General features: G+C 70.7%; 13 protein-coding genes. 6 read left to right on the top strand and 7 right to left on the bottom strand.

Annotation, left to right across the window (positions count from 1 at the left end):
• Window positions 1-13: 13 nt before the first annotated feature.
• Genes RVR_RS36495 through RVR_RS36465 form a run of 7 tightly spaced genes read right to left on the bottom strand, consistent with a single transcriptional unit; the run spans window position 14 to window position 6,078 of the window.
• The gene (locus RVR_RS36495; protein WP_202239758.1) at window positions 14-2,575 is read right to left on the bottom strand and encodes an ATP-binding protein; all 2,562 of its coding nucleotides are present in this window, start codon (window positions 2,573-2,575) and stop codon (window positions 14-16) included.
• Window positions 2,572-3,159: a hypothetical protein gene (locus RVR_RS36490; RefSeq protein ID WP_202239756.1), complete on the bottom strand. Its 588-nt coding sequence runs from the start codon at window positions 3,157-3,159 to the stop codon at window positions 2,572-2,574. The genes RVR_RS36495 and RVR_RS36490 overlap by 4 nt, the downstream gene beginning before the upstream one ends.
• A complete protein-coding gene (locus RVR_RS36485; RefSeq protein WP_202239754.1) occupies window positions 3,156-3,395 on the bottom strand; it encodes a hypothetical protein in 240 nt (79 codons plus the stop codon). The genes RVR_RS36490 and RVR_RS36485 overlap by 4 nt, the downstream gene beginning before the upstream one ends.
• A complete protein-coding gene (locus RVR_RS36480) occupies window positions 3,392-3,700 on the bottom strand; it encodes a hypothetical protein (RefSeq protein WP_202239752.1) in 309 nt (102 codons plus the stop codon). The genes RVR_RS36485 and RVR_RS36480 overlap by 4 nt, the downstream gene beginning before the upstream one ends.
• Window positions 3,701-3,719: 19 nt before the next feature.
• Window positions 3,720-4,856, bottom strand: a complete 1,137-nt coding sequence (locus RVR_RS36475; protein ID WP_202239750.1) for a conjugal transfer protein — start codon at window positions 4,854-4,856, stop codon at window positions 3,720-3,722.
• Complete coding sequence (locus RVR_RS36470; RefSeq protein ID WP_202239748.1) at window positions 4,853-5,215, bottom strand: hypothetical protein; 363 nt, start codon at window positions 5,213-5,215, stop codon at window positions 4,853-4,855. Before RVR_RS36470 ends, RVR_RS36475 begins: the two co-directional genes overlap by 4 nt.
• Window positions 5,212-6,078, bottom strand: coding sequence for a hypothetical protein (locus RVR_RS36465; RefSeq protein WP_202239746.1), 867 nt, complete (start codon window positions 6,076-6,078; stop codon window positions 5,212-5,214). Before RVR_RS36465 ends, RVR_RS36470 begins: the two co-directional genes overlap by 4 nt.
• Before the next feature lie 777 nt (window positions 6,079-6,855).
• On the opposite strand from RVR_RS36465, the gene RVR_RS36460 reads away from it, so the two are divergent.
• From RVR_RS36460 to RVR_RS36435, 6 genes are all read left to right on the top strand, one after another.
• A complete protein-coding gene (locus RVR_RS36460) occupies window positions 6,856-7,365 on the top strand; it encodes a hypothetical protein (RefSeq protein WP_202239744.1) in 510 nt (169 codons plus the stop codon).
• A gap of 86 nt (window positions 7,366-7,451) precedes the next feature.
• Window positions 7,452-8,702 (top strand): DNA polymerase III subunit beta, encoded by a 1,251-nt coding sequence (locus RVR_RS36455; protein ID WP_202239742.1) that lies wholly within the window; start codon window positions 7,452-7,454, stop codon window positions 8,700-8,702.
• 150 nt (window positions 8,703-8,852) lie between these two features.
• On the top strand, window positions 8,853-9,161 hold the full coding sequence (locus RVR_RS36450; protein WP_202239740.1) for a hypothetical protein: 309 nt from the start codon (window positions 8,853-8,855) through the stop codon (window positions 9,159-9,161).
• A gap of 334 nt (window positions 9,162-9,495) precedes the next feature.
• Complete coding sequence (locus RVR_RS36445) at window positions 9,496-9,975, top strand: hypothetical protein (RefSeq protein WP_202239738.1); 480 nt, start codon at window positions 9,496-9,498, stop codon at window positions 9,973-9,975.
• 207 nt (window positions 9,976-10,182) lie between these two features.
• Window positions 10,183-10,551, top strand: coding sequence for a DUF3846 domain-containing protein (locus RVR_RS36440; RefSeq protein WP_202239736.1), 369 nt, complete (start codon window positions 10,183-10,185; stop codon window positions 10,549-10,551).
• Between the two features lie 93 nt (window positions 10,552-10,644).
• Entirely contained in the window at window positions 10,645-11,028 is a 384-nt protein-coding gene (locus RVR_RS36435) for a hypothetical protein (RefSeq protein ID WP_202239735.1), read from the top strand.
• Window positions 11,029-11,146 lie beyond the last annotated feature (118 nt).

Here is an 11,146-nt window from a genome sequence, read left to right as displayed (position 1 = left end):
GTGCCGGGCCGGTTCATGCCGACCTCCGGCCGGGTGTGGAGTGGATCTGGCGCTGGGCGGCCGGGTCGTCGGGGATCAGGACCCGCATGGTGCCGATCCGCTGGTGCTGGTCCCGGTACAGGCACTCACCCAGCCGCGCGGCGTAGTCGGCGTCCGGGAGTTCTCCGCGGCCGGGCGACAGGCCGGCGGTGACCAGCTCCAGCAGGTCGGGATCGCCTGCGGGCAGGCCGAGGAAGTCCAGGCCCCGCGCGGCCAGGGTCCGGTCGGACTGCCGGAAGAGGAACCGGTGGGTGATCAGGCCGCGCAGTACCGGCCCCAGCGGGCTGTCCTCCGGGCCGATGTCGTTGGGGTCGTGACTGCCGGCGAACGCGGCGGCGTTGTTCTTCCGGCCGTCGCGCAGCATCTCCAGCAGCAGTTCCTGGCCCTCCGGGCTGGAGGTCAGCCACCAGCATTCGTCCCAGATGGTGGCGGCGAACTCGTTCTTCGACGCGAACGTGATCTGCCGGCACACCGCGGCCACCAGATACATCAGCGCCCGGCCGAGCACCTTCTCGAACTCCATGCGCTCCAGCCGGAAGTCGCTGTTCAGCTCGGACTTCTTCGGCATTTGCAGCGCGGATACCGAGAAGACGACGCTGTCGGCGGCGCTCATCTGGATCGGGGGAAGGTCCGGGTCGAAGATCACTCGGGACAGGTCTTTTCGGGCGGCGGCGGCCAGCTTGCGGGCCAGGCCGTGGGCGGCCGGGTCGGTGTTGCCTCGGTCGGCGAGTTCGGCGCGTAGCGCCTGCATCGACGCGCCCTCGCGTGCGACGACCGCGGCGACCGCTTCGGACAGCACCACGCCTTCGTCGCTCATCGGGATGACGTTGAGCAGCAGCGTCAGGAACGACTCAGTGCGCCGGGCCCGTTCCTGCCCGGGGAAGATCCGCAGTGGGTCGAGGCTGATCTGCGCGTCGGCGTTGACCTCGATGACCTCCGTGGTGCCCGGGCAGGCCCGCGCGAAGCGCTCCCACTCGCGGTCCTCGGTGCGGTCGACCGCGACCGCCCGGCCCCGCGACCCGGGCCAGTCCGCTTTCCGGCCAGCCGCCAGCACCAGGTACATCGCCGCCTTCAGCGCGGTGGACTTGCCGGCCCCCAGTTCACCGATGAACGCCGCGGACGCCGAGGTGTTGGTGGCCGGGCCGCGGGAGAAGTCCACCAGCACCGGCCGGGTGCCGCCGCCAGTCAACTGCAGGCCGAACAGCGGGCCTCTGTCGTCGCCGAGTTGGCTGCCGGACCAGGGCATCGCCATCGCGAAGTCCCGGGCCAGGAACGTCTGCGCGTACCCGGCCATCACCCGCGGGGTGCGGGAGCCGGGCAGCATCCCGTACCACAGCCGTTCCTGCTCGCCGACCGGCCGAGTGAGGGTGTAGTCGGATGCCGCAAAGTGCGAGCGCAACGCCAGGGCCCGTGCGTGCGCTTCGTCCGGGGTGGGGCCCCACACGCAGAACGAGGTCATGGCCTGGACGTCGACCTCGGTGTGGGAGGCGCCCATCCGCTCCCGGTTCTCCTGCAGGTCCGCGACGGCTTCGACCTGTGCCGGCGGCACTCCGGTCGGTTCCCCCTCGAATTCCTTCTCCTGGTGGATGAGGTTCCGTGCGCGTTGTCGGGTCCGGCGCAGCATCTTCTGACCGGAAGTGATTTTCAGCCGGCACACCCAGTCGATGGGGAAGTCGAATTCGTCCAGGACGGCGAGGAATTCCGCGCCCGGGAATGCGAACCGCTTGGGTACTTCGGCCAGTGCCAGCAGCGACTGGAAGCTTGTGCCCCACTCGGTGTCGACCTGCAGGTGCAGCGCGGCGAAGGGGTTGCGTGACTGCTTCTCACTCGACCGTCGGCCACCCGGGCCGGAGCCTGCCTGGCTCCAGCCGCGGCCGCCTTCGGTCAGCATGACCTCCGACAGCGCCGCTACCGACCGGCCTGTCGGCTCGTTGTCACTCCCGGGTCCGGGAAGCGGCGGCTCTTGGACCCCGCGGCGCGCGGCGTGCCCGTACATCCACAAGATCTCCGCCTCGGTGGCGGGCCGGACACCGATGCCGGACGGCCACGTCGACGCCAGCGCGGCCGCCTGCGCGAAGCGGCGGCGCTCTTCGCCCCCGCCGATCGCGGCGGGCACCAGGCCGAGGGCTGCACTGACCTCGGCACAGGCCGCGGTGACGAGGTCCGCGCTCGCCGTGGCGAAGCCCCCAGCTGGTAGCGGCACCGCCAGCCACTCGGTGCGCCCGGTCAGTTCCAGGGACTCCAGTTGCGTCAGGACACGGTCGGCGAGGTCGAGGTACTCCTGGCTGGCGTCCCAGTCCAGGTCGTCGGTCATGGCCCGCACCACGCTGAGCGGGTCGGTCTGCGGGCACAGGCTGACCAGGACCGGCTCGCCGGTGAGGGCCTTCACCATAGACGTGACCTGTTCCAGGCGCTGCCGCTTGGTCTCGGCGGACGTATGGGTGTAGTTGGCGGGGCTGATCCGCCACACGCCCCACGCGGTGCCGTAGGTGGTCCACACGATGTTGCGGGCTACGTGCCGGATGGGCATCCTCATTGCGTCTTTCCTCCCGATACCGCGGCCCGCCGTGCGAGCAGCGTCTGGACCCCGGAGACCACGGGCGCCGCGGCAGGCGCGGGCGCTTTCGCAAACCCGGCCCGCACCGCCATAGGGGCTGCAGGGCGAGCCGGAGTGGTGGCAACCGACGGCACCACTGCCGGCGCCGTGGCGCCGACGTGGACGGTGATCCGCGGGGCAACCAGTCGGGCCGAACCGGCTCGGCAGGGTCGGCCGTGAATCCGCCCCGCGGACCTGCCTGCCACCAACCCGGACAGGCTCGCCAGAGCCGCGACCGGGTTGCGGTGGTCGATCTGCACGCGGTGCACCGCCCAGCCGGCCGTGAACGGCACGATCACCGCTACCGCGAAGTCGAACGGCCCGTGGCCGCCCCATACCGGCCGGGTCACGATGAGCAGCACGAACCCGCCGATCATCACGGCCAGTTGCGTCAGTGTGTAGGGGCCGCCCGGGATGCGGCCGCCGCCTGAGAACCGGCCGATCTGCAGCGGATAGCGCCGCGCCGCGGTGTAGCAGCGTCCCTCGAGTACCTCCGGCGGCGCAGGCGCCGCCGACACCGTCATCGCGATCCGCCCGCAGCGGAGCCATGCGCGTCGGCATGGGAGACGCTGAGGTGGGTGCTCGGGCGGATGTCATGCCGGGGCGGCGTGCCCATGGTGGCCACGCCCCAGCACGCGATGCCCCCCAGCACGAGAGAAGCACCCAGCACAGCCAGCCGCTTGAGCCATCCGATGATGACGCCGCCGGCTGCGATGAGGACGAGGACGACGATCAACAGGTTCTCGATGGCGGCCGTCATCGAGAACCGCCGGAGTTGTAGCCATTCCCGGAGGAGTAGCTGATGTTGCCGTTGTTGCTCTGGTTGATGTCGTCGCCGGTCTTCGTGGCCAGCACGCCCATGTTCGCCACGCCCCACCACACGATCGCGCCCAGGACGATCGCGGCCAATGCGGCCGGTCCGGAGCGGGTCTTGGCCCACACGACCAGGACGCCGATCGTCGCGATGATGGGGACGACGATGTCGATGAGCAGGGTCTCGAAGCTGGTGCCGAGGTTCGTGCCGGACTGGATCCACCCCACCGCCAGGGTGTTCGTCACATTCATGATCGGTTCCTTTCTCGGGTCAGGGCGCAGTCGTCGCGCCGGACAGCTCATCGGGGGTGGTTGTGGTGATCGCCGGTGCACCGGTCTGCTGTGCGGGAAGCGGACCGGGATCCAGCGAGGTGATCTCCCAGCGCCCGGCGCGAGCGGTGAGGGTGAAGGCGTACGCCAACGGCACGTGAGTGCCGTCCCGGTCGGTCGCGCGGACCGTGACCAGCACCTGCTGCCGCGCCCCGCTCGGAGGCACCGTCGCCGGGTCGGAGCCGGAGCCGGTGTCGTCACCGGCTGCCGCGATGTCCTCGACGTCGACCAACGTGTACGGCGCTGGCGAGACCGGCACCATCCGCACCCCGGGGGACAGGAACCGGTCCAGAGCACCCTCACCGGAACCGGTGAGGTAGGCGGTCAGGAACTGCTGCACGGTCTGCGCCCGGGCATCCTGCGGTGCGGCCGGCTGCGACGGCCCATACACCAACCGCGGTGCCGCCGCGGCCGCCGGAGCGGCGACCTCGGCAGGGGCCGACAACGCGCTGTACGCCCACGGCCCCGTCTCATCCGCGCCGGCCGCCGCAACCGCCACCTGGAAGTACCGCAGCCCCGGCCCCTGCCCGCTATCACCCCCGCCACCGGAACTGCCCGGCGGCGGCGTGGACGTGGCCGGCGCGTCCGGCTCGATCACCTGAGCGGCCACCGTCACCGACCACAACCCGCTCCCGGCCGGGACCGTCCGCACCGCGGCGACCTGGGTGACCTGCCGTGCCCCCGGCTCCCCGTCGAACTGCGCCTGAGCGGCGCCGGGCCAAAATGCCGCGAGCGACGCCTGATCGCCCTGCCCGGCGCTGAGGTACGCCGACACGTACAGCTCGGCGAAGCCCGCCGGCCCCGTGCCCGAAGGATCAGCCGACGGCGCCGCCTGCACCGTGTTCGACCTCCCGGGCGAGCCGGCGGCCGACGCCGCCGAAAACAGTGCAGCCACCCCCAGCAGGGGGCCCGCCACGATCACCCCCCACACCGCCCACCGCACCAAGGCCGCCCGGTTGGCGGCCGCCCCGCTGGTCATCGACCAGCCGCCGACGTCGCCTGTTGGCGTCATCTCGCCGACGCCGACGACCCCCTCGTCAACCCACTTCGCGTTCCCCTGCCTGCGCCGCCACTTCATGAGCACGCCTCCTCGCCCCGGCGGGACGTCAGTTCGGTAATCCGGGCGCGCACGTCGTGCTCGGGAAGCGCCTGAAGTTCCGCGAAGGCCTCGCCGGCGGCCTCGGCCCCGGACAAGAACTCCCGGGCCGCAGCGGCGGTCTCCGGCGCGAACGGGTCCTTCACCAGCGCCACCGCCAAGCGCGTCGCCTCATTACGGGTCCGCACCATCCGCAGCTCGCCCTCAGTCGGGCCGCCCGGGCCACGCTCCGCTCCTGTGCTCACTCCGGTCACCTCTCCGCTCCGCCCCGCAGCGACGGCCGATCCGCCACTCAACTGCTGCAAGCCCCCGCTGGTCGGCGTTTGTGACAGCGGATTCATGCGACTTCCTCCGCCCACTGGCCGGCCGCCGCGGCCAACTCCCGCACCGCCCGGGACCGCCGTTGCCGCAAGCTCGCCGGGCGCACTCCGGCCCGCCGGGCCGCGATCTCGTCCTTGGGCGCCCCGACTTGGTAGTGGGCGCTGATGGCAGCCGCCGCGGCCCGGTCCAGGACGCGCCGCGACAACGCCCACAGCAGAAGCTCGATCACCTGGCCGCGGGCGCTGCCCACGTCCTCGGGGTCCACATCGGCGAGCCCGGGCAGCCCGCTAGCCGCCGCGGCTGCCGCAAGCTCCCGACGCAGGGCCACCTCGTCCGGACCGGCCTGCGGATCGGGCACGGTCACGCGCTCGTGATCCAGCGGCTGATCGGAGGAGTCGCAGGCATCGCGCGCGAGTTCGCCGTGGGCGGCCTTCACGGTGTCCAGCAGCAGGTTCGCTGCGATCTTCCGCGGCCGCCGCTCCAGCGGGTACCGCCGAACCACCTCGTACAGCGCCGCCACCACCACGTGCACCACGTCGTCCAGGCCGTGCCCGAACCGCCGCATGCGGTACGCGGTCGACGCCGCGCCCGGCAGCATCGCCTGCACCACCAACCGCGCCGCCAGCCGGCCGTCGGGCCCCGCGTCGGTGACGTGCCGCAGCACGGCGCCCAGCCACCGGTCGCTGTGCTCCCGGCCCAGTTCCCGGTCCCGACACTCCAGCTCCGGCAGTACCGCGCCCAGATCGCGGGGAGCCTCGCCGGGGGTGAAGATCCCGGCACCGGTGAGCCACCCGGTCACGATGGCGGCCGCCGACGGGTCGGCGCACAGCAGCGGCCACTCAGCGTCAAGCTGGTCGATGGCGTTGTTGTAAGTGCGGTTCACGGCACAGTCCTTTCGGTTCGTGCCGCTGAATCTCCTCAGCGCCCCTTGCGCTTTTGCTTGCTCAATTCGGCGGAAGGGCGGGTCAACCGCTTGCACTTGGCGCAACCACCCATCCGGACCAGCCGGTGCAACCGCCACCGGACTGCCCGCCGCCTCCGTCGGTCGCCGCTCGCCGATTCGCTGCGGGCCGGCCGGGCGCATCCGTTCCGACGCCGACATGGCCAAAGCCGCCCGGGAACGGGTGTCGCCGGGGATCTCGCCGGAGGTGTCGCCGGGAGTTTCACCGGCGGTGTTCCCCGCAGTGCCGCCGGAGGTGTCGCCGGGAGTCTTACCGGCGGTGTCGCGGCGGGTTTAACCCCCTCGCGGCAATCCCGCACGTTTGCCCAGGTCAGCCCTGGAGTACAACCGGGTCACGCACATCGACACCTCTTCCTGGAACCCAGGAAGAGGCCTCCTTCTAATTTCCCTGCGCCGGCGGGGAAGGCCGGCCTCCTGATCGTCAGCACTTCGTCCCCCCGCACTCGCTGTCGCTGCATCCCGCACCGGCCGTCGCTCCTGCCCTCGCGCGGCCGCTCAACGGCCCGACCGTGCGCGGCTGGTAACGCTTCCTTGCCGCTCCCGGACATGGTGGAGAACACGCGTTGAGCTGCATTTTTTCTTTCTCGGATCGGCGCGTTCCCCTCCTATCGATGATGAAAGTGCGGTACAGTTTTCTTGTTGGACGGTGTGGCACCGGCCAGCAAACCGAATTCACCCCCACCCCACCCAGGGAGCGAAATGCCCGCGTCCACCACCCTCGTTGAGCGTGACCTGACCGCCCTCCTGCCGTGCCCGCTGTACGGGAATTCATGGGAAGGCCACCTGCTCCGCGAGTTCCTCGCGGACTGGCTGCACAACGCCATCGACTCCGCGACCTTCCGTGAGGTCACCGAGCTGGAAACCGTCGCGCGCCGCGCCGTCCAGGCCGGGCACTTCCTCCGGCAGGCCGCGGGAAGCCGCCGCCCGCTGGACGCGGTCTGGCTCACCAGCGTGGCGGCCGCCCACCAGTACCGCGCACAGAGGGCCGCCGACGAAATCGAGTACGTCGTGGACCTGGCGGAGATCGGCCCGGTGTCCACGAACATCGGCGCCTGGGCCGTAGCGGCGTCCGCAAACGCGTGGACTGCGGCTCACCTCACCGACGCTGCCGCCATCGTCCGTGACCCCGACGGAGACGAGGCAGACGCTCGCGCCCTGCTGCGCGCTGCCGCCGACCGGCTGGACAGCCTGCGACCCATCGCCCGCTGAAACCCTGCGGGGCCCGGCCCGGGCCCCGCCGCCGGGGGGAGTGGCACCCCCCGGCCACCGATCACGCACCCAAGGAGAGACCCGAGATGACCCAGACCACTGCCGAGAAGACCACGGCCCCCGCCGCCCCGCTCGCACACTTCAGCGCCCCGCACCGCGTCCTCTCCGACGCGCTCAACCTGACCGCGCTGTCGGTCGCCCCCCGCCCCCTGGTGCCGATCCTGGGCGGCATCGTGGCCGAGTCCACCCCCGACAGCGTCACGCTGCACGCGTACGACTACGAGACGACGGTGTCCGTCACCCTGCCCGCGGTCCCGGCCAGCACTGGCCGTTCCGTCCTGGACCACGGGGAACTCAAGAAGATCCTCGCCGGTGTCGCTGCTGGCGAGACGAAGTCCGCCGCCGACCGGATCCCGGTCACCGTCTCCGCGGAGATCCTCTCCACCCCCGACATCGCGGTGCCGCTCACCACCTACCCGACGGAGGATTTCCCCGCGCTCCCGACCCCCGCTGCACCGGTGGCGTCCGTCGACTCCGGGGCGTTCCTGAGCCAGCTCACCCGCGTGCTGACCGCGGCCGGCGCCGACGCGACACTGCCGGTGCTGATGTGCGTGCAGTTCACGCTGCACAGCGGCTCACTGACCATGCACGCCACCGACCAGTACCGGATGGCGTCCGCCGACGTCCCGGTGACCCGTTCCCAGATCGGCAAGCCGCACAAGACCGTCAGCGCCCTGATCCCGGCCGACATCCTTGACAAGGTGGCCAAGCAGATGCGCCGCTACGACGGACCGGTCGGGATCGGCGTTGTGGAAGAGCCGAAGATCGGCGCCACCCTGGTCACGCTCACCTTTGACAACGTGCAGGTCAGCTTCCGCCCGTACGAGGGGAGCCTGCCCAAGACCAAGAGCCTGCTGCCGGAAGCCTCCCACCTGTCCATCACCCTGGACCGCGCGGCCACCATCAGGGCAGCCAAGAAGGCGGCCGCCCTGGCGAAGGCCAAGAAGGACGGCATGTCCTGCATGCTCGACAGCGCAGAGGAAGGGACGGTCTCACTGGCCCCGTTCTACGGCGAGAAGGACCGCACCCTGGTGCGCGGCGTCAGCCTCCCGGTGACGCTCGCCAACGGCACGCCCGACGCTCTCGCCGCGACCGCCGTCCGCGTCAACTCCAAGTTCCTCCTGGAGGCGCTGAGCACGTTCACCGGCGACGGCATCACCATCCACCTGCAAGCCCCTGGAGACGACGGACGCGTCGCCAAGCCCCTCCTGCTCACCGACGGGCCGGCGCTCCGCGGAGAGGGCTACTGGCACCTTCTGATGCCCCTGCGCGACTAGCGACGGCTGGGGTTCGGGTGGGCGGGGAAGAGGAGATGCCCCCGCCCGCCCGGCGTGGTTCTCCCTACCCGACATGATGAAAGTGCTGTACAGTTTTCTTGTTGGGTATCGGGTCCAACCTCCTCCCTCCCCAACCCGAAGGAGCCCCTCATGTCGGTCGTCTTCTCCGCCGAGTGCCAGGGCGACTTCATCGACATGAACAACTCCAACGCGTCCGCGGTCCTCGACGCGCTCGGGTACTCCGAGCCGTACGGGGAGGAGGACGCCGAACTCTTCCTCGGCCGCGTGCTGCTTGCGCTCGCCGTCGCACCGGCCGACGCGGGCCTGCCCGCCACGGGCACGGACACCCGCTTCATCGACTGCGGCCGCCCGGCCGGCTACGTGCAGATGAGGCTTGAGGAGCTGCACGCGCTCGCCCAGTACGCGGCGACCGCCGGCCTCCTCATCACCTGGGGTTGACCCCCCATGGGGCGCGGCAGGGCCGCGCCCCACCTGGTTGCCCCGACCACACAGAGAGGCAGGCCGTGCGCACACTCCACACCAGCGAGAAGGTCAGCACCCTGACACTGGCGGCCCGCATCTCCGAGTCGGGCACCGTCACCCAACTCCCCGAACGCATCACCCCGGTCGGCTGGGCCATCCACTACGAGAACTGGCAGCGGGCGGCGGAGGACGAAACCCGACGCCGCGCGGACGCGGGTACGCCGACGCGATCGCGCGCGGGGACCTGGCGGAAGCCGAGAAGCACCGCGCGGGCAACCGGGACAGTTGGAACCGGATCCAGGACCAAGTGGTGGAGGAGATGCGCCGTACGGCGCTCGAAGCCATCGACGTCACAGGCCCGGCCACCCTTCCCACCCGCTGGGAGGAATCCGCCCGCATCTTCCTGATCCAAGGGGGGTGGACCGTCACGGTGTCCGTGTCGGGAACCGACCACGTCGCCGTACGAGAGGCGTACACAACCCAACTGGGCACCAGGAAGGCCGCCATCCTCGCCGACGCCCAGAACCGCATCCCGCGCATCCCCGGCCCCCTTCCGCGAGCCAACCCCAACAGCCCGGACAAGGTGCGCGCCGCCTGGCGACGGAATCGACGCCAGGGCACAGCGCCCAAACCGGCAAGCGGGGCATTCGCGCCCGGCAGTTGGGTGACGTGGGCCCACCCGGAGACCGGCGCGGTGCTCACCGGCGTCGTGACAGGGTGGCTGCACGCCCGAATCACCTGGGCCAAGCCCGAGGCGTCCTCCCCGCAGACGGAAGCGAACCGGTCGTGATGTCGCTCCGCTTCAAGGCGAAGCCGTCCGCCGGCCCGTGGCACGTGATCTACGAAACTGGCTCCCGCGCCCCAGCCGCTCCGTTCACCCCAGGCGCCTGAAAAGCGGCGCCCCCTTCCCTGCGTGATCAAAATGCGGTACAGTTTTCTTGTTGGGCCCGGTGGCAGGGCCCAACAACCGAAAGCACCCCCAACCGCAGGGAGAGACATGACCACGTCGGCCATCACCACCAACACCGCCGTACTCCTGACCACCGAGGCGGACATCGTCCCCATCGCCCTGCCGGTCGACGGCAAGGACCGGCTGACGGTGATGTACTCCGTCATCCGCTGCCGCAACGTGGACGTCGTCGCGCTCACCTCCCGGCTGGACATGTGGCTGGACGACGAGGGCATGTACAACCACCCCGTCAACCCCGTGGCCACCTTCCTCGCCGCGCGGCACGGCTTCACCTGGCAGAAGTACCACGGCCCCGTGCTCCTCACCGGCGGCGCCGACGACGAAGGCGAGACCCTGCCGCTCACCGTCGACCAGGTGCGCGCACTGCTGACCAGCCTCGGCGACATCGCAGGCTGAACACCACGGGGGGCGGGCCGCACCGGCCCGCCCCCGACCGAGCGTCCCCAACAACCCGCGGCCAAGAGGCAGCAGACAACAACGGAGATCACCGTGAAGTTCCTTACCGACTGGATGCGCGACCCGGACGCCTTCGACCCCGCCGCCCGCATCCGGCACGTGAGCTTCGCCGGCACCACGTACCAGCTCCACAACCTCATGGGGCCTGGCTGGTACATGAGCGTGTACCTCGAAGGCCAGCACATCGGCATGGTCGACTGGGAGGACTGGGCGGCCGTAGAGGCGACCGCGCTCAGGCACCGCCAGCGGGAGAGGGACTCTCGCCTCCGGTGCGACGTCCTGGACGCGCGGCGCGCGGCCGAGAACGGCAAGCCCCTCCCGGAGCACGTGAAGGAAAACGCGCGCCGCTACATGCGAGAAATCGCACACGATCAAGCGTGGAAGATGATTTCCCGCGATCCGGAAAACGACGACTGACAGGAAGAGCGCGCGACCAAACGGCCCCCAAAAGGGGCCGTTCTTGTTTTCCGGTTCCGTTTATAAATTCCTCCTGACGTGCCGTCAGGTTTGGGGTGTTGATGGGTGGTGGTTGGGG

This window comes from Streptomyces sp. SN-593, assembly GCF_016756395.1.
Taxonomy (GTDB): Bacteria; Actinomycetota; Actinomycetes; order Streptomycetales; family Streptomycetaceae; genus Actinacidiphila; species Actinacidiphila reveromycinica.
This window is presented reverse-complemented; position numbering and strand designations above follow the sequence as displayed.

What these genes read in the sequence shown, in the direction of transcription:
- RVR_RS36460 (WP_202239744.1), top strand. Translation starts at nt 6,856, where the DNA reads ATGCCCGCGTCCACCACCCTCGTTGAGCGTGACCTGACCGCCCTCCTG.
- RVR_RS36495 (WP_202239758.1), bottom strand. Translation starts at nt 2,575, where the DNA reads ATGAGGATGCCCATCCGGCACGTAGCCCGCAACATCGTGTGGACCACC.
- RVR_RS36450 (WP_202239740.1), top strand. Translation starts at nt 8,853, where the DNA reads ATGTCGGTCGTCTTCTCCGCCGAGTGCCAGGGCGACTTCATCGACATG.
- RVR_RS36470 (WP_202239748.1), bottom strand. Translation starts at nt 5,215, where the DNA reads ATGAATCCGCTGTCACAAACGCCGACCAGCGGGGGCTTGCAGCAGTTG.
- RVR_RS36480 (WP_202239752.1), bottom strand. Translation starts at nt 3,700, where the DNA reads ATGAATGTGACGAACACCCTGGCGGTGGGGTGGATCCAGTCCGGCACG.
- RVR_RS36455 (WP_202239742.1), top strand. Translation starts at nt 7,452, where the DNA reads ATGACCCAGACCACTGCCGAGAAGACCACGGCCCCCGCCGCCCCGCTC.
- RVR_RS36475 (WP_202239750.1), bottom strand. Translation starts at nt 4,856, where the DNA reads ATGAAGTGGCGGCGCAGGCAGGGGAACGCGAAGTGGGTTGACGAGGGG.
- RVR_RS36485 (WP_202239754.1), bottom strand. Translation starts at nt 3,395, where the DNA reads ATGACGGCCGCCATCGAGAACCTGTTGATCGTCGTCCTCGTCCTCATC.
- RVR_RS36440 (WP_202239736.1), top strand. Translation starts at nt 10,183, where the DNA reads ATGACCACGTCGGCCATCACCACCAACACCGCCGTACTCCTGACCACC.
- RVR_RS36490 (WP_202239756.1), bottom strand. Translation starts at nt 3,159, where the DNA reads ATGACGGTGTCGGCGGCGCCTGCGCCGCCGGAGGTACTCGAGGGACGC.